This is a genomic window from Roseibium sp. LAB1 (assembly GCF_054658235.1).
The window spans coordinates 124,550-148,329 of record NZ_BAAGIB010000006.1 but is presented as its reverse complement, the minus strand read 5'-3'; the positions used below and the strand labels follow the sequence as shown (position 1 = coordinate 148,329).

Genomic DNA, 23,780 nt, shown 5'->3' with positions numbered 1-23,780 from the left:
TGACCAGCGTCAGACGGACGGGAAGTGTCGCATCTCTAACTGGCCCAAGTGTCGCATTACTAAATGGCTGCTATACAGGCTATTCGCATAACTTGGATTATGGAACTTCTACTATCGCGCGATTGTGGTGCGAACAATATTTCATGTTTCGACCTGATTTCGATCTGGGCGGGACTCAATATTACGGCCGACCAACTGGACGTTTCCCCAACGCGTCACGTGGAAACGTGGATACCAGTCCCAAGATGGCATCTGTTTGTGCAGAGCGCCGGGAACCGGCGGCACGTCAGAGGCTTTAATGTCATTGGTCAATCCCAGGCATGCCGGCAACCTGGTCTGCAAGGAATTCGACCAGCAATCGAACCCTGGCGATGTCCTTGCGGCTGGGGGCGATCAGCATGCTCAGCGCGATGGGTGGCAGGCAAAACTGAGGCAGGACCACTTCAAGCCTTTCCTGGCGCAGCAGATCATCAACAAGCCAAAGATGCGCCGGGGCGATGCCGCGTCCCGCGAGAAGAGCCTCCCGGGCACCTAGTCCGTGATCGACGCGAAACCGTCCGCCAAACGGCACGGGATGCAAAGTGCCATCCGGTCCCTCCAGAACAAGCGCATCGCTCCCGGCCACGTTCGACATTCTGATGCCTTCATGGGTCTTCAGGTCGTTCGGACCAGCCGGTCTGCCGTAACGGGTCAGATAGGAAGGTGCAGCGACCAGCAAGCGCCGGGATTTGCCTAGGGCGCGCAATTTCATGGAGCTATCAGCAAGTGGTCCAAGACGAAATGCAATATCGACACCCTCGCGGACAAGATCGATGCGTTCGTCGGTGAGGCTGAGATCAATGGCAATGTCGGGATGGAGATCCTGAAATGCAAAGATCGATCTCGTAACGTGCAGGATGCCCAAAGCAGACGTGCAGGAAATACGGATCGAACCGGATGACGCGTCGCGGGCGGCCCGAGCCTCATCAACGGCCTGTTCCGTCAAACGCAGAATCTGGACGCTGTTGGCGTAGTAACGGCTTCCCTCATGGGTCAATGTAACCCGTCTTGTCGTCCGGTTCAGCAGAGGCACCCCGACGGCCTCCTCAAGTTCCCGAACATGACGTGTGACCGTCGACTGACCAACGCCGAGTTCCCGCGCAACAGCAGAGAGATTGCCCCGTTCGGCTACGCGGACAAAAGTTCGCATACGTTCCAGAGAGACGTCAGACCTATCCATTTTCCGGCACAATCTTATTCATTACCCATGCATACCGGATCAAATGTGCCTTGGCTATCTATTGGGTCCCGTTCCAAGCTCAGGAGTACGACCCTTATGAAAGTTTTGCTTGTTTATGCCCATCCGGAACCGCGCTCGCTGAATGCTGCTCTTCGCGATGTAGCCCTCAAAGCACTGGAGACCGAAGGACATGAAGTGCAGGTCTCGGACCTTTACGCCGAGAACTGGAAGCCACAAGTCGACCGTGCGGATTTTCCTTCTCTTGCTTCCGATGACCGCCTCATTGCGACAGCTGCCTCAAAGCAGGATTTCGAGGCCGGCACGCTCACCGAGGACGTCAAAGCCGAGATCGATAAACTTCTTTGGGCTGATGCCCTGATCCTTCAATTCCCCCTTTGGTGGTTCTCCATGCCGGCAATTCTCAAAGGTTGGGTCGACCGTGTGTTTGCATACGGTTTTGCCTATGGCGTCGGCGAACACAGCGAGACGCGATGGGGCGATCGCTACGGAGAAGGCACACTGGGCGGCAAACGCGCCATGCTGATTGTCACGGCCGGAGGCTGGGAAGAACATTACGCCGATCGCGGGATCAACGGGCCGATCGATGACCTCCTGTTTCCGATCAATCACGGCATCCTCTACTATCCGGGATACGATGTCTTGCCGCCGTTCGTGACCTACAAGGTCGACAGGTTCGATGAGTATGGTTTTGCCCAGGCCGCAGAACGCTTGCGCGAAAGAATGCGGACTTTGTTCACTGATAACCCGATCCCCTATCGTCAGCAGAACGCTGGCGACTACCTGATCCCGAGCATGCTGCTCCGCCCGGGTTTGGGTCAGCCGCATGAAAGTGGTTTCGCGCTGCATGTGGACAGCAAAGTCCCTGCGTCCGCGACTTCGCAAAGTGCCGGAAACCAAAAGTCGAGTTGATCCCCCGTCACCCCTCCCATGGATGATCCGGGAGCGAAGTGAATTCTGGTGCCTGCGCCCTGAAACCTCCGCTTCGGCTCCCGGACCATTCTGCATCCTTCGGTGTCGAGAGCGGTCTTCCGTCGCTCTTGTGCCGGTTACAACGCGCTAGCCACCTCTTTCCGGAAGAGCCTGTTTTGTCCGCCCGCCGGGCCAGCACCCGGGTCGAAAGATCCGGAGCCTCACCGACCTATTGATCGAGGACATCGAAAAGGCCTTTCATATTGCCAGCCCTGGCCGGAAAAGATCTTCAGTCAGGTGCAACATTTCGGCCCGGCCATTCAACGCGCCGCCAGACCGAAAAGGGATTTCGCCAGCGCGAGCCTACCCTCCGTCGCCCGTTCGCAACACGCCCGGAAGTAGCCGCCGGGAGAACTGATCTTGTCCGGATCCCGCAGCGCCTTTTCGGCGACCATCGCAAGAATTGCCGCCGCTACATGCCGCCCCAGCTTGCCACACGCATCGGCAAAGCCCTTTTCACTCAATCCGATGCCGACCCTCAGCACATCGGTTGCGGAAATGAGATCCGGCCAGCTTTTGAGAGAGAGCCCAAAATCGCTCTGGACGGACGTACAGGCGCTTTCCAGCAAAGAGATCGAAACAGCATCCAGGGTTTCAGAACGGACAAAATTCCCTTCACCTGGACCTTTCTGCTCGCTTTGTCGCTGGTAAGAGCCTCGACCCCGCTCCGCTTGCTCCCTTTCAGGAGCCATTTCGGAGCCGTAGGCGACGTTAGTTTTGATATTGAATTCATCTGCGTTAGCAGATGTCCGATTATTAGAACAAGAGTCTGGTGAGCTTGTATTAGATAATGGGGTGACATTGATGTCATCTTCACATGACGAATTATGTGTTTTAGCCATATCAGGGGAGTGTGGTGCAGCCTCCTTGACGGCTTCCATCACCAGATCATAGAGATCCAGAAGTGCCTGCGCCTTATCCTGGATATCCCTGTCGCTTTCCAGAATTGATGACATCTGATCGAGGTAGTCGCCCAGGTCCGCGTCCTTCGTTGCATCCACAATGTCAACAATCGCCCTAGAAAGCCGTGTCACGGTCCGCTTTGCCTCGCGCATGGCATTCAGATGCGCTTGCCATTCGTCGGCCTGTCGCTTGATTTCGCGATAACGAACCCTTGCCGGCGTAAAATCGAGACCGTAGGCAAACGTGATGTCACCACTATCATTCCGGTGCACCCATCTGCGGCCGGTCGAACTGTCCCGATAGGCCAGGATCCGGGCTTCAACGAGCTGTTTGATGGCTCGAATGACTGTCCGTTCGCTCTTGCCTACATAGGATGCCAGCTTCTCGTTCGAGATCGCGACGACGGGCCTGTTGTCCCCCTTCCAGTCATCCGGCTTCGACAGGCCGAGCAGAATATCCAGCACATGATAGGCTGTCGATGTTAGCCCGATCGGCTGGGCTGCGCGCTTCAAAGCAATCGCGACTTCCGATTTTCCAATGTCGGGAATGTCGTTCGACATTGCCAGGCGTTGAGACGCAAGCATCCCCGGCGTCACCTTCCGAAAGGAAGAGACGTTCGAAACAGCAGGCATGACTACCTCCGTTCGCCGACACGAGCAAACGTGCGGCGTTATGCGTTTCAGGAGGTTCAACTTTGGGAAATCGGCAGAAATCCACCGTTCACACAAGATGGATCTTGCGCGTGATTCGGAATTCGCCTAAAACAGGGAAGTGTTGAGGTTCCTGTTTGGACGTTCCAAGTTGAACCGTGATTAAAGAGACTGAACGGTTGCCGCCGTTTCGGTCTCTTTTCATTTGAACTCTATCTCTCTCGCACCCCCTCCTTTTTCACGGGCCTTGGCCGATATCCGACCAGTTGACGACCGGGCCAGAGGCGAATACCGCCTGCTCGTCCCATAAAAATTGCGTGCCCGGCACATCTTCTCGAGACCTGCACGGCCACCGTCATCCCTTCGAACGCTCCGTTTCCTGCCGCTGCCGCAAGTAATCCCGATAAACGTCCGGCAGGTTTTCCTCCAGCCAGCGGCTGAACTCCGCTTCGGATTTCGGTATCGAGAACATGGTTGCGGACGGAGTTCTCTTCAGTTTGGCCAGCACAGTTCCGCCCGCCGTGATTTCGGTGGCCGATTGTCCTGCCGCTGCGGTCCTTTTTTGTTTGCCCCTTGCCGCCTGCATTGCCATGGACATCCTGTCCTGGGCAGCCGCCAGCCTGAAGTCCTCACCGCCAATCACCTCCCGCACGCGTTGTTCTGCTGCGGGATCCTCAAACAGCTTCGCCAGCTCCATCCAGGCCGGACGGCCGACATTCCTGGCCCGGCCGATCGCGCGAATAATGTCATGCGGGATGCTGTCGGCGATCTTCCTCATGTTGGAAATGACGGTCTGGACCTGACCGAGCACGGGCTGCATTTCCCGTTGCTTGAGACCGGCTTCGCGCAATTGCACGGCCCACAGGACCATTTCCGCAAATGTCAGGTTTTCGCGGACACCGTTTTCAAGGGACTGTTCCTTGATCAGTTCGGCATCGCTCAGCTTGCGGACATACGCCTTGACCTTAAACGTTTCAGGCTTGCCGGATTCCGCCATCAACGCCTGAATGGCGAACAAGCGGCGGTGGCCATAGGCCAGCTGATAGCGGTCTCGTTCAGTGGGATGCGGCCGGACGAGGACCGGAATCCTCTGGCCCTCATCCTGAATGGAAAGCTTGAGTTCCTCCAACGCTTCCTGCGCCTCGGTGTCCGTCTCGAAACGGTCGGCGAAAGGGCTCGGGTCGATTTTCGACGGATCGAGGGCAACGATGCTGTCCTCGCGCATATGCGACAAGGCCCGGCCCATGGAGTTCACCACAGGTGCGGTCACCTTCTGGCCAGCAACCGGCTTCGGCGGCTCTTTCTTGTCGGCAGCCGCCGCAGCGGCATCGGACATCATTTTGACGATCGACTTTTTCATCGTCAAACCTCCCTGCCCCACACGCTCTTGATCAGATCAAGGATTTCGGCATTGACGCGGTCCGCGCTTTCAAGCGCCCGCTTCAGGGTTTCCCGGCCGACTTCTCCCGGTTCGATCTCGTAAAGGCTCTTCTTGGCAACCCCGGCGGACGCGATGGCGGTCGATTCAATCGCTTCGGCCACGAGAACGTCCGTTGCAAACAGGTCGCGCATGGTGCCGGACATGATCTTCTGCGGTCCGTCGTTGGGATTGACCCTTGTCAGCAGAAACTTCGTGAAGTCATGTTCGAAAACCGCGCCGCCTTCGGAAAGCGTATGGGTTACATCCGAGATCATCTTCAGGAACTGGGAGCAGGACGAGACGTCGAGCATCGCCGGGTGGACGGTGATGATCAGGCCGGTCGCGGCATAAAGCGCCGCCATGGTGGTGTATCCGAGCGAGGGTGGCGTATCGAGGACAACGATATCGTAGTTGTCCGCGACCGACTGGATCACAGCATCGAGGCGCTGGAAGAACAGGCCCAGCTCATCTGTCGTCCGTTCGGCCAGCGCAGTTGGCGTATCGTATTCGAAATCCATCAGGCGCAGGTTTCCGCAGGCAAGGTGAATGCCCGGGAAATACGTTTCGCGAATGACCTCGGAAAAAGGCACGCGGTAATTGTCATACCGCAGGGCGTCATAGGTCGTGTCGGTCCGCTCGTCATCATCTTCACCGGAGCGCAGATCACGATCCGGTTGAATGCCGAAGGTCGTGGTCATGGACGCCTGGGGATCCAGGTCGACACACAAAACCCGGTATCCCTGGATAGCCAGGTAATGGGCCAGATGAACGGAGGTGGTGGTCTTCGAGCTGCCGCCCTTGAAGTTCGCAGCGGCAACGACCTGCAATTTCTCTCCCGCGCGGCGATGCGGCACCAGGCGATGGGCGTCATCAGGCCTGAGTTCGGCAAGAAAGGCTCTCAGTTCCCACACCTGTTCGACCGTGTAGATCCTGCGATTGTTTTCGGCGCGGTGCGGTTGCGGCCCCTTACCCTCAAGCGTCAGGGTGCGCAGCGTGCTTTCCGGCACACCCAGCAGACGAACCAGATCCGTGGTGGAAAAAGTCCGGCCGAAAACCTTGCGGGCTTCCGGCGGATAGGTCATTTCGCGCATCGTCTGCAAACGGTCTGAAAGCTTCTGCGTGAAACTTTCGATCTTTGCGGTCGTATCGCGTCCACCGGAAAATTGTTCGGTAACGGCCATCAATGCCCTCTGACGGTTTTATGCCCGATATGAGCTTTAACTCCGTCATGGATGCAGGATTCCGGCAGATGGTGCAAGGAAATTTAAGTTAACGAAACCCTAACCCGGCAGGGTTGAGCGGGTGTTTCACACGCATCTCGGAGGTTTTTCACCGGCACAGCGGTGCCAGCCAGCTCTTTTCGGATTGCATCCATTCGACTTGATAAAATTTTTTCTATTTTATTTCAATTGGTTACAATGTCTCCTCGAAAGCCCGCGACGCGCCTTCCGCTACGCCCGCATTTCTTCGGAGAACCCGGACGGGGTTCATGCGGGGCACAACAAATTCTGGAACTTTTTCGAGTATTTTGCCGGTTAACGGACGATCTTCTGGTTTTTCAACAGAATCGGTCCAGGCGGAAAACGTGACCTAGCGGCAGCGAGATCCATCTGACCATGCAGAAGATTGCCAATTGCCGGCACCAGGACTGTGAAGTTGTCGCAACTGTCCCGGGCTCGCCTTTCGCGTTTCTTCGAAACACCAGCTTCGGGCAGATTACCCGAAGCTGGCCAGCCCGGTGCAAAGCTCGGCTCAGTCGCTCGCTTTCTGCGTGGCGGCTCGCAATTTGGCGATATCGGCCTTTGAAAGCTGCGGACGATCCACCTTGATGGTGAGCTTTTCCAGTTTGGCGGTCAGGGTGAACGGGGGTTTGTAGTCGGCGTCGTTGACCCCTGTCAGCGTGTCCGACCCGATATCAAAGGCCTCATCCCATTGCAGGATGACCGGAATGGACTTGTCCATCTTCTTGGTATCAACCACTTCACCGTCGACCTTAAGCGTTCCGCTGCCGGACCTGCCCACACCGCTCATATTGTTGAAAGCAAGCGTTCCAGCACCCAACCCGTCATATTTGAAGGCGAATTCAACCGTGTGTTTGCCTGGTGACAGGGCTGTCTTTCCCTCCCATTTGATCCGTTCCAGATCGACCAGGTTCCAGAGGAAAACCGGTTTACCTTCCAGGAGATAGAACCCGTAGCCGGCAAAGCGCCCTCCCGAGGTGAGGATCATTCCTTCGCTACCACCTTCGGCAATCTCCAGTTCGGCAGTAATCGTATAGGAACTGTTGAGAATGGATGGTGAATCTCCCTGCGGCAAACCCGTCATGGGTCTCGTATAGACGAATTCATCCCTGCCGGCGGTTATGTTCGGGCGCGGGGCTGCCACCCGGGGCCCGACGGAAGCATCAAGCGGGAAGACCTGATATCTGGTTGCCTCGCGAATGAAGGTTTCCTTCAGGCGCTGCACCATGGCCGGGTTGTCAGCGGCGATGTCCTTAGCCTGGGTCGGATCCGACTTGAGGTTATAAAGTTCGAAAACCTGGTTGTTCAGCGGATCTTCATTGGTTGGGCCAAAGGCGTCCCACGGCGCCCGGTTCACCTTCGTCGCCAGGAACCAGTTGTCGTGCCAGAGGCCCCACTGCCCGAACATCTCGAAGTATTGCGTGTCGCGAGGTGGAGGAGCTGTCTCGTTTGCCTTGTCGAAGAGATAGGCGAAACTCTTGCCATCCATCGGTGCCTGGGTGATCCCGTCGACAGACTGTGGCGGAGCGATACCGGTGACTTCGAGGATCGTCGGCACGACATCGATGACATGCAGAAACTGATCCCGCTTTCCGCCCTTGTCGGTGATTTTAGCAGGCCACGTGACAGTCATGTTCTGCCGAATGCCCCCGAGTTGAGAGGCAATCTGTTTCATCCACGGATATGGTGTGTCGAAGGCCCACGTCCAGCCGACCGCCATGTGGTTATATGTTTCCTCGGTTCCCCAGACATCGTACCATTTCATCTGCTGTTCGGCAGGAATGGCATTGATGCCGTTGAAGAACGCAACCTCGTTCGGCGTACCGAGTTCGCCACCCTCGGCGCTCGTGCCGTTATCGCCGTTGATGTAGATGATCAGCGTGTTCTCGTATTCGCCGATGTCCTTCAGCGACTGGACTACCCTGCCGATCTCGTAATCCATATAGGCGGAATAAGCAGCGAAAACGTCGACCTGCCGAATGAACAGCTTCTTCTCGACATCCGTAAGCTGGTCCCAGTTCTTGATATGGTCCGTCGGCCAGGGTGTGATCTTCGCATCTTCTGGAAAGAACCCCATCTTCTTCTGCTTTTCAAAGATGGTTTCCTGGAGCTTGTTCCAGCCGTCGTCGAAAAGATGCATCGCACTGATCTTGTCGACCCACTCCTTGGTCGGATGATGCGGCGCATGGGTCGCACCGGGCGCAAACTTGACAAAGAAAGGCTTGGACGGCGCAATCTGGTGCATCCGCGTGATCCAGTCGATGGCGTCGTCTGCCATAGCGGTCATCAGGTTCCAACCGGGCTTGCCTTCAAAGGGATAGATCTGGGTCGTGTTGCGGAACAGGTTCGGCTGCCATTGATTGGCATCCCCCCCGACAAAACCGTAGAAATACTCAAAACCCATGCCTGTCGGCCATTGATCGAACGGACCGCTCTGGCTGGCTTCAAAGGCCGGCGTGTTGTGATCCTTGCCGAACCATGAGGTGTTGTAGCCGTTGTCGAGAAGTATCCGGCCGATGGTCGCTTTGTCCTCGGAGATGATGCTGTTGTAGCCCGGATATCCCGTCGCCTGTTCGGAGATCACGCCGAAGCCCACATTGTGGTGGTTCCGCCCGGTGATCAGCGCCGCCCTGGTGGGAGAGCACAGTGACGTGGAATGGATGCTGGTGAATTTCAGGCCATCCTCGGCAAGGGCGTCCATCGTCGGGTGTGGGATGACACCACCGAAGGTGCTTGGAATACCCCAGCCAGAGTCGTCCGTAATGATCAGGAGGACATTCGGTGCGTCCGACGGCGGGACAACACGAGGCGGCCACCACTGTGTGGAGTCCTCGGCGAGTGTATCGATCTCACCACCGAATTGCTGCGGCGGCGGTGGAAGCTGCAGTCCGTTAAGGGTTCTTGTGGCGTCGGGCGCACCGGCGGCAGCTTGTGCCAAAGCAGCAGTGATCCCCCCGCAAGATAAAACCAAGCCCATCAAACTTGTTGCAAGAATGGAATGAACTCGCATCTGCCATCTCCCCTGTCTGTGTTGCCTCGTCGCCTTGAAGGCGACCTGACGGCAACAGCTTCCTCACCAGATGGGATACCGATACTCACTCGCTGTGGCGGAACTGCTTTTTGCCTAGCGGGATAACGTGCCCAGCCTATTTCAATTTTACGTAGAGTAACTTGTACAAAATAACAATACGCAGCACTGCGTAACCTGCCCCTCTTACAGTTGCGAGCAATTCAGACTGTCCGGGCCGCCAGAGATTGCCGCAAATCGAAGTCAAGCAGTGCAGTCTGACGCAGCTCTTATTCCGGCTGATCCTTCACGGCCCGCATGCCTTCATTTTCCGCTGCCTGAATCGCAAAGGTCTCCGTCCGGCTATTTCGCTGTTTCCGGCGGAAAAAGTCCCTAAGCGTAAGATTTTCCTTCACGTAAAAAGCAACGGTATCCGCTGCAGCTTCGTCGAGAAGCTGGAGGGCATCGGCGGGTGTCGGAGCAACTGTAGTTTCTGACATGATGGGGGCTCCCGATTATGATTTGTCGAGTTCGAGTGCTGCCAGGCAGGCTTGCGCCAGATCCCTGTCCGCGGTTTCAGAGCCCGGCACCGTCGCCCACCCCATTTCCATGAGTGCGACTCTACGGCGGTAAGCCGCGGTTTCTCGCAACGTTGCCAGCTTTTCGGCGCTTTCGACATCGGTATCGGACATGTCGACACATACAGGCACAAGTGCCGCAACCACGCTGTCATGCGATAGCGCACTTGCCATTTTGTTCGCAGTTCCTCCGGTTACCCAGCCACCAAACGAAAATCCGGCCACTATGGCCAGGGTCGCACCGATCGCGGCGCCAAAGACGACAGGTTTCAATCGTTCCAACCTATTCATTTCAACTCCTCCTGCCGAAGGTGCTCGGTATCACTCAATTGACTTTCCTCTTGCAGCCGGCGATCCCGGCCGATCAGGCTCTCAAGGCTGTTTTCCGAAATCTCTCGCATTGCCGTCTCGCCCGCGTTGAGACCTCTGCCGACGACAACCAGATATGTTGCTGTCTTCCGATAGGCGAGAAAGCTCAATCCCTCCAAAAGCTCTTCCTCGACAACGACTTCATATTCTCCCGCGGGAAGACATTCCGGATCTCCATTCAAGTTGAAAGGATGATAAAATTTTACAATTGATCTCGTTGAGCGCACAAACATCTTCTGATTCACCAGTTTAAATGTCGTTTTCTCATAATTGCCGGGGATTTTATTCAGATGCTTTCCGCGCAAAACAAGAAACGACTACCAACACAATAGTGAGGTAAAAGGGCGCGTGCGCTGATCCAGGTTAGTCCTCGTCCTAAATCTTGGTCCATATTTTGAGTTCCACCGCAATTCGAGCCGTGGCTGCAGCGCACGCATACTGGTGATTGCGGGTGTGAGATCGAGACCGCAGACCTGCTGTGAAGACGCGCTCGAACGGCGCTGAAAGGAGATCCGCGAGGGATTGTCAATTTGGCCTAGATCTCTGCGCAGAGACTGCTTTCGATCAGTCCGTCGCTCGGGATTTCTGTCAAGATGGTATTGTTCATCAGGCCACACCTGAGCCTGGGCTCCAATCATCGAAAGGGGCAGCAACGATGCCCGACCAGAGAGATTACTCCGGAATGGCGGCGCTTTCGATTTGCGAAGCGCTTCTCCTGGCCTTGAACGACCACAAGGTTCTTCCCGAAAACGAAATCGTCGGGGTGCTGCGCGATGCCGCCGCTACACACGAGAACGTGCCCGCTCCGGAAACTGAAATAGAAACACACCGGGCTGTTGCCGAACTGATCAACCGGATCATCTCAGGCGGCAATTCGGTAAGAAGGCCTTAGGCTGGTGGCAACTGCCGGACATCAGCAGCTTTGCCGCATTGTGACCGCCGGATCGGGACGTATTTCACCAGATAGGGATCGATATGCCCGTCCAGAAAAACACGGATCTGCCATCCGAATTCGCCGACAGGTTCACAAAACCCGTCGCGCGATTTCTCAAGGTCGAAACCGCGGCAGGCGGATTGCTTCTCGTGACAGTGCTGATTGCCCTGTTTCTGGCCAATTCCGGCTGGGCAACGGCCTTTCTGGGGTTTTGGGAGACGCCGGTTGGCCTGACTTTCGGTCCGCTGGACTTCACGCGCTCAGTGCGGCATTGGATAAACGACGGTCTGATGACCTTGTTCTTCTTCCTCATTTCTCTTGAGCTGAAGCGGGAACTGGTCCTGGGTGAACTCAGAAAACCAAGACAAGCCGCATTGCCCCTTGCTGCGGCTGTCGGTGGAATGGTTGTTCCAGTCGTCATCTTCCTGATTTTCAATACCGGGCACCCCGGCACCCGAGGCTGGGGAACCGTCATGGCCACCGACACGGCGTTTGCGATTGGTTGCCTGGCCCTGTTCGGACGGCGAATTCCACCCGCTCTCCGGATTTTTCTCATGTCACTGGCTATTTTCGACGATGTCGGGGCAATCCTTGCAGTGGCCGTGTTTTACGGTGGCCCTCTGAATTGGACGGCTATCGGTGCCGCCATTCTGGGGCTTGGATTGATCGCCGTGATTGCCCGCCTCGGCATCAGGAACCTCCCGATCTATTGTCTGGCGGGTGTGATGGTGTGGTTGTGCGTAGACGCATCCGGGATCCACGCGACAATTGCCGGCGTTGCCCTTGGTCTGATGACGCCGACACGAATTTGGGTAAGTGACGCCCGCCTGCGTGCGATCCTGTCCCGCGTGCTGACTTACCCGACAAGCGAACAATCAAGCGGACAAGGTGTCGAACGGCATGACCTGCGCAAGGTTGGTCGCGCAGTATCGGAATCCCTTTCCCCGGTTGAGAGGCTCGAAGTCGTGCTGCATCCGTGGGTGGGGTTTGTCGTAATGCCGGTTTTCGCGCTGGCAAACGCGGGCGTCGAAATCGAATGGACCGATTTTGGTCAGCAGATTTCCACGGCAATTGTCGCAGGGCTTGTATTCGGCAAACCGCTCGGCGTGCTTGGTTTCAGCTGGGTTGCTGTACGCTTGGGCCTGGCGGTGCTGCACCCAAATCTGTCCTGGCCGTTTCTGGCCGCCGGTGCTTGTCTTGCCGGCATCGGCTTCACCATGTCACTCTTCATCGCAAATCTTGCATTCGATCCGTTACTGTTGAACGCCGCGAAACTCGGCGTATTCACAGGATCCGCCTTTTCTGCAATTGCCGGATTCCTGATCCTCCTCTGGCTGACGCTGCTTCCTCGATTGCGCTGAACCAGCACGCATCCCGAAAGCAGTAGATTGCAAGGCATCGCCGAAACTGGCGACAGAGATTCATCCCCGGCCGAATGTTTTTGCGATCAGAAGTGCGTTGTCGTGAGCGTTTTCGGAAATCACCACAGGTTCAAGCCTGTCCTGGGTGATCAAACGCTCGTGCAGCTCGCAATCATTGCGGATGCGGTATTGCGGAAGCTCGCCGGAAAACGGCAACAAAGCCGTGATGCGAAAGGCATCGCCGCGTGAGGTCGCCATTTCACGGTTGCTCCTCATTCTAACCAGTTCGCCAACAGCGAAACGGTGTGCAGGCATGATTTGGTGTGGTCTGTTGCGCCTGGATTGGCGGGTGGTTTCGGTAATCATGTATTTTCTCCTTCAAGAGAATTCGTCAGTTGAAAGGGGGGCCGTTGCGCCGCGTTAGCCGCTCGGGAAACCGAAGCAGGTGCGGGCGCTCATCGGCTGGTCACCTGCGTGTATTTGCAGGCCGGTTCGGGCTTCGCTGCGAAAGGTTCGCGCTGCTGGCAGGCAGTCGTCCTGGTGTGCCGGATCATTCGGATCAGGCTGACCTCCGACGACAGAAACGAACCAGCGCTATGCGTATGTTTGTTGGAAATGCAAAGCCTTGCACCAGCGCTGAAGGCGGTAAGCCAGATCAGCAGCTATTCTTGAGAGGTTATTTTTCAGGCAGCTGAAGCGTGCGCCATGGGATCATGTCTCTATTTCACAACATGAAAGCGAAAGCAGAAATTTCTCAAAACAAAACCTATCGCTTCTTGATGTGGTGAACAAATTTCGAATTTCAATGAAGAAATTCAAAAATACTTCAATTTCCCAATTTTTATATTTATCTCGTTGAACAATTAAGCAAAAAAATATTCGCAAATTAAACACATTTACATTATATGATTGATCATCGGCAGCATTTATACAGGGCGCTGGCGACGGGAGATTACATACTTCGCCCCAAACGATTGAGGGTAAAATTGACCATCTCCAGGCTCAGTTTTCGCAAAATGTTGAATTCCGATGCGCTCGCAGCGCAATTCGCAATCATGAGTTTTGCAATGGTGCTTTACCTCATATTCGAGAGATTTATCTGACGATATGTAGCGTTTTCCGTCAATTTTTCTGAATAGTTTTCTACAAACGCAAAAATAGGATTGTAGATGCGAGTGAAAACTTGCAGACCAATTTAACCGACAAGTTCGGTTCAATCGCTGCTCGATATCCACGGACTTTATTCCTGGAGAAACGATCACACTCCAGGATACCGCGTGGAAGGCCGCATATATGACCGGACTGCTGAATACGACCTCGACTGATCTCAATTACAGGCCTGAACATCCTTCAACGGAAACACAGACCCCGGCAGCTCGTCAAAGCCGGTCCTGGATTGCAGCACTCGCCAAATTCCGGAACATCAGCGCAAGCCGCAGCAGCGTCGAGATTGCCATTACGGTCATCCCCTTCATCGCTTTGTGGGGTATTACCGCGGCTCTAGTCGTTCACGGCTACTGGCTCGGCTTGATCCTGACAGTCCCGGCAGCTGGGTTTTTGGTACGGCTTTTCATCCTGCAGCACGATTGCGGACACGGAAATCTCTACTCCAGGCGCAGCGTGAACGACTGGATCGGCCGGATCATCGGGGTTCTGACATTTACGCCTTACGATTATTGGCGCCGGACACATGCCATCCATCATGCTTCCGCAGGCAATCTCGATCGTCGCGGCGTCGGTGACGTCGATACATTGACCGTACGCGAATACAGGGCCCTGTCCCGCTGGCGCCGCATGCGCTACTGGCTCTACCGGCACCCCGTTGTCATGTTCGGCCTTGGACCGGCGTGGCTGTTCGTCGCCCAATATCGCCTGCCCTGTGGCCTGATGCGGTCCGGACTGCAGCCCTGGGTATCAACCATCGCGACCAATCTCGGGATCGCGGTGCCGTTTGCCGTCATGATCTGGCTGGTTGGAACGAGCACGTTTTTCCTGGTGCAAGTCCCAATCACCCTGATGGCTGCAAGCGCTGGGGTCTGGCTCTTCTACATCCAGCACCAGTTCGAAGAGACCCATTGGTCTGAAGAGAACGACTGGGATTTCCAGCATGCCGCCCTTACCGGCAGCTCGCACTATGATCTGCCGCCTCTGCTGCGCTGGTTCTCGGGCAATATCGGCATCCACCACGTTCACCATCTCGCTCCCAAGATTCCGTTCTACCGGCTTTCGGAAGTCCTCAAGGAGCACCCGGAACTGCGCAATGTCAGCCGGCTCACATTGCGCAAAAGCCTTGGCTGCGTGAAACTGGTCCTGTGGGATGAAAACACCCGCCGCCTTGTTTCCTTTCGGGATGAACGGCAATCAAGACTGGCAGCAGCGGCGTGACCCTGCATGAAGCAGTTGCCGAGGCAGAACAGTGGCAGCTTCGATCTTCAGCAGACGGCCTCTTGTGAATCTTCTGGTAGTTCGCACTGCCGCCCCCGATTGAGCTGCGGTCCCCTCGCCTGCGACCGCAGCAGTCATCGAGTTCCCTAATCGGCAGTCTCCGGGTCATAGGCTTCTAGGCTCGTCTTCACCTCGACGTCCATGCCGCAATAGACTGCGCCCGGACGCGGATCGTAGGTACCGCTGATGGGAATTGCCTGGCGGGGCGTCCTGGTCACGGCGACCCGGATCAGGTTCGGGCTGCCAATGATCCGATTGGTGGGATCAAACTCCACCCAGCCCTCGTCCGGAAGATACACTTCTGCCCATGCGTGGGTCGCACCGCCGCCAGTGTGCTTTTGCCCGTCGTCCACGACATCGTTCAGATACCCTGTCACGAAGCGGGCAGCGAAACCGGACTGACGCGCTGCTTCCATGAACAGGAAGGCAAAATCGCGGCAACTGCCGGTGCCCTTTTCGATCGTGGTCGCCGCGCTTTGCGTACCGCTCCGCTCACGGCGAAGATAGGTGAGACTGTCGTTTATCGTTTCGGACAACATGCGAAGGAAAGCCAGAACTTCGTCCGGTCCGGTGCCTATTTCTGCCGCCAGCCAGGCACTGAGCACGATGCGGTCCTCAGGATTTCCAAGCGACATGAACGGTGCGAGGTCTATGAGATCCTCGTCCGGATACACAAAGGGATAGGCACTTTTTCCCCGGTCCGGCGATGCAAGAAAGTCGACATGGGAAAATCGGCGGATCAAGAGTTCGCTTCGAAACTCCAGAACGTCCGAAGCGATTGGAAACTGCGCGGTCGCGACCGAATTGCCGAAGGTATCGAAATGCCAGTGCAGCCGGGCTTCGGGCGAAATGACAATCGCCGACGAGAGCAATCTAAGGTCATGTCCGTCCCGTGGCCGCAGCAACAGCCGGTGAGCACCAAAGTTTACCGGGCGACTGTAGCGGTATCGTGTAGTGTGGAGGATACGAATAGCGGTTGTCATTGGAACCTTGTCGCCGCCACCGACCGTTGTTGGTTTATGTCCTTGGCTTAGGAGGCGCTACAGCCTGGACCCTATTTCACACGCGCACAAGGAAGATCGTCATGCTCATCCGAATAGGATTTGAGATTACCGTCACCTGCCCCGCGCCTGTTCCGATGCTGCTGGCCTTGAGCGTTCACAGTGACTTTGCAGGCAGGATGATCGGCACCGATCATGTCTCCAACAGCAGCATTCCCGATATGCGGAAATACACGGACAGTTATGGCAACCGCATTACACGTGCGGTCGCTCCCGCCGGCGTGTCCACGTTCTGGTCGGATTGCATCGTGGAAGTGGACGGGCTGCCTGACGAGGTTAAGCCGTTCCTGCGACAGACCGCCTTGCAGAACCTTCCAAACGAAACATTGTCCTTCCTGTTTGCCAGCCGGTACTGCGATTCCGATCTCATGGGCGATTTTGCCTGGAAAACGTTCGGTCAGACGCAAGAGGGCTGGCCGAGAGTTCAAGCAATCTGCGACTTCGTGCATTCTCATGTTTCCTTCGGCTACAAGTTCGGCAGACCCGACAAGACCGCCGCCAACGTGCTGAAGGAAAAAACCGGCGTCTGCCGGGACTTCGCCCAACTCGCGATAAGCCTGTGCCGCGCAATGGGCATACCGGCTCGTTATGCCAGTGGCTATCTGGGGGATATCGGTGTCGAAGACACAGGGTTCGACGACTTCTGCGCCTGGTTCGAGGTGCACCTGGATGGCAGATGGTACACGTTCGATGCCCGGTACAATGTACCAAGGGTTGGCCGCGTACTCATGGTGAGGGGTCACGATGCTGCCGACGTTGCAATGATCACGTCATTCGGTGCCTATGACCTTACCGGTTTTCGGGTCTGGAGCCTCGAGCTCTCGGACACGCAAGACGACGACAGTTTGCTCCAATCGCTGGAGACAAGGCCCCACCCAAGTCAACGTGGGCTGGGAACCCAGCCAGCTTCCGCTCCGGTCGGTAGCCGTCCGCACCTGAATTGAGTGTTGTTTAAGATCTCCAGCGCTGCCGCACGCAGACCTGGTCAGCAAGGCCTGCTGAAGAGTTGGGCATTGCCTAAAGCAGTAGATCTCGTCCGCAATCCCGGTGCGTCTGGTCAAGCAGATCGGTCAGCCAGGCTTCAACGCTGGCATATTCACCCTTTTTACAAGGAGGTGTCAGTGCGCGCGTCATCGTCAACGCCAGGAGACGGTTTGCAGGACCGATCTCTTCCATCAGAACAAGTGCTGCTAGGGTCAGCTTGGGCAAGACAGCAAGTATTTCGTTTGTTGAAACCTCTTCGGGATCATCGTCCGTAAAGGGCGGGAACAATTCCTCGAAAATCTTGCAATCGATAATGGGTTTGGACAGACGTGCTGCATGCTGGAACCGCAGCGGGATCATTATGTCGTCGCGACCGGTATAGAACACGAACGGAGTCCCGAGCCGCAACAGCTCATCTGCGATCGGAAAAACGGCTTGCCCATTCAAATACACGTCCAGGACTGCGATGTCAGCCTGTTCGACTTCCTGTGACGCGGCTTCAAGACTGGGCGCCGGACCCAGCACAATCGCGCCCAAATTCTGAAAATAGTTGGTGAGATCGCGAGCCAGGAGATATTCGTCTTCGACGATCAGAACACGGCGGCCACGGACACTGGTCAAGTTATTCTCCCCACCAGCCCTCTCAGCAACCCTGCCGTGTCTAGGACCGGTTCATCTGAAGGCGTCGTGCCGGCACCAAGACTGTCCGAAAACGTTTTTTACTGGGGTCGAGACGCACGGAACAGGCGATATGCCCACATTTTCTGCAGTTTGCCTGTTTCACATCGTTTACGTGGCCAGGCACCTTAACTCCGGCAGGCTTACACAGTTTTTTTGCCCACCGCTTCTTTTCTAAGAATTTCTAGCGTTATCAGGTAACTTAACCTATCAAACGAAGACTACATTCCAAGCCTTTGCAGCGCAAGCGGGGTATATTTGTGACTGACGGGGACACAAAGTTTCCAATTGTCTGTGTTGGGGCTTCCGCCGGAGGAATTCCGGCAATGAAGGGTTTTTTCAAGGGTGTACCGGAACGCCCGGGCGCCGCTTTCGTGATCGTGACCCATCTCAGCCCAGAGCGGGAAAGCCATCTGCACGAAGTCATCGAACATTACACATCATTACCGGTGATTGTAGCCGAAGACGGCATGAAGGTCGCTTCGGACAGTGTTTACGTGATGCCGCAAAACGCAATTCTGACCATGCACAACGGGCATCTGAAACTGAGGAGTCCGGACGCAATTTGCCGTGAACGCAAACCGATCGATATATTCCTCGGTTCCCTCGCGGATGACCAGGGAGAGTATGCCGTCGGCGCCATTTTATCGGGGGGAGACGGTGATGGAACGCTTGGTGCGAAGGCGATCAAGGAGCGCGGAGGGCTCATGCTCGCCCAATCCAGCGACGGCTCTCGCCCCCACAACCCTGATATGCCTGAGAGTGCGATCGCGAGCGGCATGGTTGATATCGCCCTGCCGGTCGAGCAGATGGGTAAAAAAATCGCGGCATTTGCCCAAAACCTGAGATCCATGTCCAAATTCAGCGCCGACAACGCCTTGCTGGACGACGATGCGTTTGGGCAAGCACGCGATACGATTTATCCAATTCTGCGCAGCCAGACCGGGCACGATTTTTCGGGCTACAAGACCAAAACATTCGTTCGCCGCATCAAACGGCGACTGCAGGTGCTCCAACTGCATTCCATCAATGACTACATCAAGCTGCTGAAACGTGACCCGGCCGAAACCATCAATCTCTTCAATGACCTGCTTATCAATGTAACAAAATTCTTTCGCGACCCCGACGCCTTTGACGTGCTGGAGAACCAGGCACTCCCGAAGCTTTTCGACGGGCGCGGCGCGGGTGACGTCCTGCGGATATGGGTACCGGGCTGTGCGAGCGGAGAGGAAGTCTATTCGATCGCCATCCTCATGCGAGAGTATCTCGACAAGGTCGGAAGCCGACCTGGTCTGCAGATCTTCGGCACGGATATCGACGACGAAGCCCTCGCGATCGCCCGTGCGGGCCGATATTCCGAGCAACTGCTGGAAGACGTGTCGCCCGAACGCAAGGAACGCTTCTTCAAAAAAGACACGGGTGGCTATGTCATTGACAGCCAGGTGCGGGAACTTTGCGTCTTTTCACCCCACAGCATCATCCGGGATCCTCCATTTTCACGCATGGACCTGATCTCCTGCCGCAATCTTTTGATCTACATGGGGCCTGAGCTGCAAAGCCGCGTTCTGTCAACGTTCCATTATGCCCTCAAGCCGGGCGGTTTCCTGTTTCTCGGTACCTCGGAGAGCATCAGCCAGCACACCGAGCTGTTTTCAACCATCGACAAGAAAAATCGTCTCTTCCAGAGGCGGGACCATGCCTCGACTACACTTCGTCCGCCAATCCTGATCGGAGATCAGCGCATTTCCTCTCCCCCCCACACGGATGTGGTTCCAGGCGGAGTGACCTATCAGTCGCTGCGCCAGACCGTCGAGACACAAGTTCTGGAACGGTTTTCTCCTGCCCATGTGGTGGTAAACGCGGACGGCAACATCGTTTATTTTTCTGCCAAGACAGGCAAGTATCTGGAGCCTTCCCAAGGCGCGCCCAACCGGCAACTTCTTTCGATGGCCCGAAAGGGCTTGCGGCTGGAATTGCGCTCGGCGCTTCGCGAGGTCGCAACATCCCAATCGACCGTCATTCGGGAGAATGTCAGCGTCGATGAAGACGGCAATCACGGTCAGACGGTGACCTTGAGCGTTGAACCGCTTGAGGACATACATGCCGCCGAGCCGCTTTATCTCGTTCTCTTCAGCCCCACGCCCCGTGGCGGCGAACAGGTCGACACAGGAAAGATCAATCGCCCGACCGACGGCACCGCGCAGATGGAGCGTGAACTTCACGACATGCGCGACAGACTGCAATCGACCATCGAGGAGTATGAAACGGCGCTGGAAGAATTGAAGTCGTCCAATGAGGAACTGGTCTCCGTCAACGAAGAGGCACAGTCGACGAACGAGGAACTGGAGGCGTCGAAAGAAGAACTGCAGTCCCTCAACGAGGAACTGAACACGATCAATCTGGAGCTGAGTCGCAAGGTTGAGGAGCTCGACCGCGCCAACAGTGACTTGAAGAACCTTTTCGAGAGCACGCGTGTGGCGACCGTTTTTCTCGATCGCAATCTCGTGATCCGCAATTTCACCCCTGCCTCCTCCGCCTTCTTCAACCTGCGCGAAGCGGACGTGGGAAGACCGCTCACCGATCTATCCAGCAACCTCGAATATCCGGAGCTCAAAGAGCATATTGCAGCAGTTTTCAGTTCCGCGGACGTTGTTGAGCACAAGCTCACGCGAGACACTGACGGAAAACACTATCTGGTTCGTCTGATCCCCTACCTGAACGATCAAGGGGACACGGATGGTGTCGTCGTGACACTTGTAGACGTAACGACACTTGCCGAGGCGGAAGAACATCATCAGGTCCTGATTGCGGAACTGAACCACCGGGTAAAAAACATGCTCGCGGTGGTGATCAGCATCGCCAATCACACATTGGAGACGTCTAGTGGAACCAGGGAATTCGTAAACGCCCTGAACGGACGCCTCCACGCCATGGCCCGTTCCTACGAACTCCTCTCCCAGTCCAACTGGAAGAACGCGTCTGTTGCCGATCTGGTTTACAAGGAGAGCAAGGTCTTTGACGCCAGTCGTTTCAATGCAATCGGCTCCGAAGTTCATCTGAAACCGCAACAAGGATTATCGGTCGGCATGGCGATCCATGAATTGGCGACGAATGCGTCCAAACATGGTGCTCTGAAAAACCTTGAAGGCAAGATCAACGTCAGTTGGAACGTCAAGAAGGGGCAGTTCAATCTCGCCTGGGAAGAACAGGGAGGCCCACCGGTATCGCAACCGAAGCATGAAGGGTTCGGACTTTCACTGGTCAAAGGCGAAATTGAGTACCGGTTGGGCGGCAAGGTTGAAACCAGTTTTGACCCCGATGGGTTGAAGGTTCGAATGTCCTTTGGACTTGATGCATAGGACTTGGACACACGAATGGAACGCAAGGTCCTTCAGGAGATTGGCGTCAGCAATATTTCAGACACCTCTCCTGTTTGTCGGAACGTGCTTTATCTGGGAGTACCGACGTGAGTGCCAACATTCTGGTTGTTGAAGATGAGTGGTTGATTGCATCGGATATCGCGTCGACGCTCCGCGGTGCAAACCTCCATGTCGTCGGACCGTGCGCCTCTGTTAAGGACGCTTGCTTTCACATACGTCAGGAAGCTCTGACGGCAGCTATCCTCGATATTGAATTGAACGGAGAAACCAGTCTTCCGGTTGCCGAAAAGCTGCACGAGAAAAACATTCCATTCCTGTTTCTCAGCGGTCACAACATTGACAAGTTGCCTCCCAAACTGCGCCAGTATCAGTTGGTTTCAAAGCCGGTCGAGCAGACGACCTTGCTTACACTGGTCCGGGAACTGTGCAGCTAAGAATGTACCCCGGCAGCCGGAGGGTTGAAAAAGCCCACGCTTCAAAGCCGTTTGCATGAAGTGTGTTGGCTGGCTGTGCACTGCACCTGCCCCGTTCAGACTTGCACGCAGTGGCCGACTTGTGCCCGGCGACAAGCGACTTCAGGGCCACGCCGGTCGTTCATGGCCCCGGCTGATGCGGGCGTGTTGCGCAGCAATCCGAATGCGTTTTCTATCTTGTCCGGTCACAGCTGAACAAGGACGGGTTATTTCGGGGCAAACTGGATGGCGACCCGAAAAGAAGAACCATTCGTGCAATCAAGCACTATTGCGCTTCCCTGGGCGCAGGACCCCTGTGCCGGTGAAGGCCACTTTCCGTCCAGACAACACACCTCCTGATCAACTCCATCTAAAGATTTGACTTTTTTCAAATGAGCCGAGGGACGCAGCGGTGGATCCAATCGGGCCGGCTGTCGACGAAACCACGCCCCCAGACAATACAACCAAAAAACTAGACAAGTTGTAAATAAATGAAATATTGAATAGTATAGACATAATTATCAACTATTTTTTCTGCATCAAAAGGTGACGAATCTGAGTATCTTCACTAGTATTTCCAGATCGCATGTCGGGCGCATCAGTCTCAAGACCGAATAACGCCCTAATCATCTTTTGTTGGATTGAGAGGCTAACAGGATGAACGGTGGGCAAAATTCTCATACAAATTCAAGTAAATACGCTGTTTTCGATCCGAAATATCAGCCGGAAGATACCTTCTGGTTTCACTTGAGACTTCTGACGATGCAGGACCTGCTGAACAAGCTTGGTACTACTCATTTCGATCCGTCGAAACAACAGGCCGATCAGGAGACCTGACAACCGCAATGGTTCAGGCGTGTACTTGAGTTTATGGCTCACATACCTGTCGTTCAGTATATTTATACTCGTTTCAACAAAACAAAATTCCCCACCTCAACTACTTCCCGGCATAAGCTTGATTAGGGTGTTGGCTCTTAAATGAAGAGGAAATGATTTGAGGCGCATTGGTCTTCCTCAAGACGCGGAAGCGCAGGAAATGCGGCTCATTTTCAAGCTTTCGCAACGTTGAAGAGGGCCAATCCGATCAAATCCGAAGGACATGAAAACTTGCCGTTTTGAGCCCTGGTGTCGGAAATGAGTAAACACCTTTCGAACGAACGTGGATAACGTCAGCGCACAGCGTTTGCTTCTGACTATTCGCTGTTCAAGCAAAGATTTCAGCCGATCCTTTCATTCTGGAAATGCGTTAGACCACCTATCCGCTGCCGTCGCCCGTTCGATGTATCTGAAGAAATGCGGCTGCAGCCTCGGTCCGATTTGAGACGCCCATCTTCGAAATGATGTGATGGATGTGGAGCTTGATCGTGTGTTCCGACAACGAAAGATTTGCAGCGATGTTCTTGTTCTGCTGCCCTCTGGCAATCAGTGCCAGCACCTCTCGTTCCCTGGGTGTGAGTGTGCTTACGGCGCCCGATCCGTTGCCGCGATTGTCGGCAACCATTTTGCGTGCTTTCTCGATCTGAAGATTTCGATCGATCTCCAGAAGCTCGACAAGATCGGGAGGCATGTAGGACCCACCATGCAGCATTATCTGAACGGCGTAGAGCCATAAGTCCAGCCGCAAGTTCATGGGAATCACGTTGTTGATGATGCCGGTCTTCAGGCATTCGCGAATATGCTGCTTCGACTTGTATTCACCGTTGAAAGTCAGACACAGGATGGCATCGGGATATTTGTCCTGGAACTGCTGCAGCCGGTCGGCGTTCGCGGCTCCAAAGGCCTCATCAACCAGGATCAGGGCAGGCGACACCCCTTCATTAGTGGCTTTTTCGACGAGCCGGTCCCATTCACTCGACACGTGAACAACAAGGTTGGGCAGTTCTCTAACCAATGAATTTTCCAAAGGTTTCGGCAATTTGTCCCTTGGACCTATAAAAAATAGGTGACGCAGATGGTCAGACATTGAGTGCCTCCCGAATGCCCATGCCTCTCCCTCTTCGACCTTACGTAAAGGAATTTACTGTCATGGGACGGCTGAAAAGGATCAATGAAATTCAATTCCCAGCCAACATTTTATAGTAAATAGTCTACACCGGGGAAAAAATCGG

At 55.3% G+C, this 23,780-nt stretch carries 19 protein-coding genes; 7 read left to right on the top strand and 12 right to left on the bottom strand.

Annotated features, from left to right (window positions below; all coding sequences use genetic code 11):
* Window positions 1-301: 301 nt before the first annotated feature.
* A complete protein-coding gene (locus ACYQ54_RS26280; protein WP_460087705.1) occupies window positions 302-1,219 on the bottom strand; it encodes a LysR family transcriptional regulator in 918 nt (305 codons plus the stop codon).
* Between the two features lie 96 nt (window positions 1,220-1,315).
* Between ACYQ54_RS26280 and ACYQ54_RS26275 the strand changes: the two genes are divergently transcribed.
* Window positions 1,316-2,149, top strand: coding sequence for an NAD(P)H-dependent oxidoreductase (locus tag ACYQ54_RS26275; RefSeq protein WP_460087703.1), 834 nt, complete (start codon window positions 1,316-1,318; stop codon window positions 2,147-2,149).
* A 320-nt stretch (window positions 2,150-2,469) separates the two neighbouring features.
* Here ACYQ54_RS26275 and repC read toward each other — a convergent pair whose 3' ends face one another.
* From repC to ACYQ54_RS26240, 7 genes are all read right to left on the bottom strand, one after another.
* A complete protein-coding gene (gene repC, locus ACYQ54_RS26270; protein WP_460087701.1) occupies window positions 2,470-3,744 on the bottom strand; it encodes a plasmid replication protein RepC in 1,275 nt (424 codons plus the stop codon).
* Between the two features lie 373 nt (window positions 3,745-4,117).
* Window positions 4,118-5,122 carry a plasmid partitioning protein RepB gene (repB, locus tag ACYQ54_RS26265; RefSeq protein WP_460087700.1) on the bottom strand — a complete coding sequence of 335 codons (1,005 nt, stop codon included), beginning with the start codon at window positions 5,120-5,122 and terminating at the stop codon, window positions 4,118-4,120.
* 2 nt (window positions 5,123-5,124) lie between these two features.
* Window positions 5,125-6,363 (bottom strand): plasmid partitioning protein RepA, encoded by a 1,239-nt coding sequence (gene repA / locus ACYQ54_RS26260; protein WP_460087699.1) that lies wholly within the window; start codon window positions 6,361-6,363, stop codon window positions 5,125-5,127.
* Window positions 6,364-6,934: 571 nt separating this feature from the next.
* Window positions 6,935-9,400 carry an arylsulfatase gene (locus ACYQ54_RS26255; protein ID WP_460087714.1) on the bottom strand — a complete coding sequence of 822 codons (2,466 nt, stop codon included), beginning with the start codon at window positions 9,398-9,400 and terminating at the stop codon, window positions 6,935-6,937.
* A 320-nt stretch (window positions 9,401-9,720) separates the two neighbouring features.
* Window positions 9,721-9,930 (bottom strand): hypothetical protein, encoded by a 210-nt coding sequence (locus ACYQ54_RS26250; protein ID WP_460087697.1) that lies wholly within the window; start codon window positions 9,928-9,930, stop codon window positions 9,721-9,723.
* A gap of 15 nt (window positions 9,931-9,945) precedes the next feature.
* Window positions 9,946-10,299 carry a hypothetical protein gene (locus ACYQ54_RS26245; RefSeq protein WP_460087696.1) on the bottom strand — a complete coding sequence of 118 codons (354 nt, stop codon included), beginning with the start codon at window positions 10,297-10,299 and terminating at the stop codon, window positions 9,946-9,948.
* Window positions 10,296-10,622 (bottom strand): hypothetical protein, encoded by a 327-nt coding sequence (locus tag ACYQ54_RS26240; RefSeq protein ID WP_460087695.1) that lies wholly within the window; start codon window positions 10,620-10,622, stop codon window positions 10,296-10,298. The genes ACYQ54_RS26245 and ACYQ54_RS26240 overlap by 4 nt, the downstream gene beginning before the upstream one ends.
* Before the next feature lie 410 nt (window positions 10,623-11,032).
* Between ACYQ54_RS26240 and ACYQ54_RS26235 the strand changes: the two genes are divergently transcribed.
* Together ACYQ54_RS26235 and nhaA are read left to right on the top strand one after the other, a co-directional pair.
* The gene (locus ACYQ54_RS26235) at window positions 11,033-11,269 is read left to right on the top strand and encodes a hypothetical protein (RefSeq protein ID WP_460087694.1); all 237 of its coding nucleotides are present in this window, start codon (window positions 11,033-11,035) and stop codon (window positions 11,267-11,269) included.
* A gap of 83 nt (window positions 11,270-11,352) precedes the next feature.
* Window positions 11,353-12,672, top strand: a complete 1,320-nt coding sequence (gene nhaA / locus ACYQ54_RS26230; protein ID WP_460087692.1) for a Na+/H+ antiporter NhaA — start codon at window positions 11,353-11,355, stop codon at window positions 12,670-12,672.
* A gap of 60 nt (window positions 12,673-12,732) precedes the next feature.
* Here nhaA and ACYQ54_RS26225 read toward each other — a convergent pair whose 3' ends face one another.
* Window positions 12,733-12,930, bottom strand: a complete 198-nt coding sequence (locus ACYQ54_RS26225) for a hypothetical protein (protein ID WP_460087691.1) — start codon at window positions 12,928-12,930, stop codon at window positions 12,733-12,735.
* A gap of 1,035 nt (window positions 12,931-13,965) precedes the next feature.
* Between ACYQ54_RS26225 and ACYQ54_RS26220 the strand changes: the two genes are divergently transcribed.
* Window positions 13,966-15,057: a fatty acid desaturase gene (locus ACYQ54_RS26220; protein ID WP_460087690.1), complete on the top strand. Its 1,092-nt coding sequence runs from the start codon at window positions 13,966-13,968 to the stop codon at window positions 15,055-15,057.
* Between the two features lie 146 nt (window positions 15,058-15,203).
* On the opposite strand, the gene ACYQ54_RS26215 is transcribed toward ACYQ54_RS26220, so the two are convergent.
* On the bottom strand, window positions 15,204-16,100 hold the full coding sequence (locus ACYQ54_RS26215) for a transglutaminase family protein (RefSeq protein ID WP_460087688.1): 897 nt from the start codon (window positions 16,098-16,100) through the stop codon (window positions 15,204-15,206).
* 101 nt (window positions 16,101-16,201) lie between these two features.
* Here ACYQ54_RS26215 and ACYQ54_RS26210 point away from each other — a divergent pair, with 101 nt between their 5' ends.
* A complete protein-coding gene (locus ACYQ54_RS26210; protein ID WP_460087687.1) occupies window positions 16,202-17,122 on the top strand; it encodes a transglutaminase-like domain-containing protein in 921 nt (306 codons plus the stop codon).
* Between the two features lie 73 nt (window positions 17,123-17,195).
* Here the strand turns inward: ACYQ54_RS26210 and ACYQ54_RS26205 are convergent, their stop codons facing one another.
* Window positions 17,196-17,783 carry a response regulator gene (locus ACYQ54_RS26205; RefSeq protein WP_460087686.1) on the bottom strand — a complete coding sequence of 196 codons (588 nt, stop codon included), beginning with the start codon at window positions 17,781-17,783 and terminating at the stop codon, window positions 17,196-17,198.
* A 317-nt stretch (window positions 17,784-18,100) separates the two neighbouring features.
* Here ACYQ54_RS26205 and ACYQ54_RS26200 point away from each other — a divergent pair, with 317 nt between their 5' ends.
* Together ACYQ54_RS26200 and ACYQ54_RS26195 are read left to right on the top strand one after the other, a co-directional pair.
* Window positions 18,101-21,199 (top strand): CheR family methyltransferase, encoded by a 3,099-nt coding sequence (locus ACYQ54_RS26200; RefSeq protein ID WP_460087685.1) that lies wholly within the window; start codon window positions 18,101-18,103, stop codon window positions 21,197-21,199.
* A 107-nt stretch (window positions 21,200-21,306) separates the two neighbouring features.
* On the top strand, window positions 21,307-21,654 hold the full coding sequence (locus tag ACYQ54_RS26195) for a response regulator (protein WP_460087683.1): 348 nt from the start codon (window positions 21,307-21,309) through the stop codon (window positions 21,652-21,654).
* A gap of 1,273 nt (window positions 21,655-22,927) precedes the next feature.
* On the opposite strand, the gene ACYQ54_RS26190 is transcribed toward ACYQ54_RS26195, so the two are convergent.
* Complete coding sequence (locus ACYQ54_RS26190) at window positions 22,928-23,635, bottom strand: response regulator transcription factor (protein WP_460087682.1); 708 nt, start codon at window positions 23,633-23,635, stop codon at window positions 22,928-22,930.
* Between the last annotated feature and the right edge of the window lie 145 nt (window positions 23,636-23,780).

Coding starts and splice junctions, on each gene's coding strand:
- ACYQ54_RS26280 (WP_460087705.1), bottom strand. CDS start 1,219: ATGGATAGGTCTGACGTCTCTCTGGAACGTATGCGAACTTTTGTCCGC.
- ACYQ54_RS26275 (WP_460087703.1), top strand. CDS start 1,316: ATGAAAGTTTTGCTTGTTTATGCCCATCCGGAACCGCGCTCGCTGAAT.
- repC (WP_460087701.1), bottom strand. CDS start 3,744: ATGCCTGCTGTTTCGAACGTCTCTTCCTTTCGGAAGGTGACGCCGGGG.
- repB (WP_460087700.1), bottom strand. CDS start 5,122: ATGAAAAAGTCGATCGTCAAAATGATGTCCGATGCCGCTGCGGCGGCT.
- repA (WP_460087699.1), bottom strand. CDS start 6,363: ATGGCCGTTACCGAACAATTTTCCGGTGGACGCGATACGACCGCAAAG.
- ACYQ54_RS26255 (WP_460087714.1), bottom strand. CDS start 9,400: ATGGGCTTGGTTTTATCTTGCGGGGGGATCACTGCTGCTTTGGCACAA.
- ACYQ54_RS26250 (WP_460087697.1), bottom strand. CDS start 9,930: ATGTCAGAAACTACAGTTGCTCCGACACCCGCCGATGCCCTCCAGCTT.
- ACYQ54_RS26245 (WP_460087696.1), bottom strand. CDS start 10,299: ATGAATAGGTTGGAACGATTGAAACCTGTCGTCTTTGGCGCCGCGATC.
- ACYQ54_RS26235 (WP_460087694.1), top strand. CDS start 11,033: ATGCCCGACCAGAGAGATTACTCCGGAATGGCGGCGCTTTCGATTTGC.
- nhaA (WP_460087692.1), top strand. CDS start 11,353: ATGCCCGTCCAGAAAAACACGGATCTGCCATCCGAATTCGCCGACAGG.
- ACYQ54_RS26225 (WP_460087691.1), bottom strand. CDS start 12,930: ATGGCGACCTCACGCGGCGATGCCTTTCGCATCACGGCTTTGTTGCCG.
- ACYQ54_RS26220 (WP_460087690.1), top strand. CDS start 13,966: ATGACCGGACTGCTGAATACGACCTCGACTGATCTCAATTACAGGCCT.
- ACYQ54_RS26215 (WP_460087688.1), bottom strand. CDS start 16,100: ATGACAACCGCTATTCGTATCCTCCACACTACACGATACCGCTACAGT.
- ACYQ54_RS26210 (WP_460087687.1), top strand. CDS start 16,202: ATGCTCATCCGAATAGGATTTGAGATTACCGTCACCTGCCCCGCGCCT.
- ACYQ54_RS26190 (WP_460087682.1), bottom strand. CDS start 23,635: ATGTCTGACCATCTGCGTCACCTATTTTTTATAGGTCCAAGGGACAAA.